Origin of the sequence: Streptomyces otsuchiensis, from assembly GCF_004305975.1 — a bacterium.
In the GTDB taxonomy this organism is placed as follows: domain Bacteria; phylum Actinomycetota; class Actinomycetes; order Streptomycetales; family Streptomycetaceae; genus Streptomyces; species Streptomyces otsuchiensis.
On record NZ_BHZI01000694.1, the window covers coordinates 1 to 206 of the forward strand.

1 protein-coding gene is annotated in these 206 nt (G+C 65.5%); it reads left to right on the top strand.

Translation table 11 applies throughout. The features are described 5' to 3' along the window. Nucleotides 1–206: acyltransferase domain-containing protein (locus E0D90_RS26375; protein ID WP_130800378.1), on the top strand; the 206-nt coding region annotated here is incomplete at both ends.

Sequence of the window (206 nt, forward strand, 5' to 3'; positions counted from 1 at the left end):
GCGTTGTTGGAGCGGACGGTGTTCGCTCAGGCTGGGTTGTTCGCGTTGGAGGTGGCGCTGTTCCGGTTGGTGGAGTCGTGGGGTGTGGCTCCGGATGTGCTGGTGGGGCATTCGATCGGTGAGCTGGCTGCCGCGCATGTGGCGGGGGTGTTGTCGCTGGATGACGCGTGCGCTTTGGTGTCGGCGCGTGGTCGGTTGATGGATGC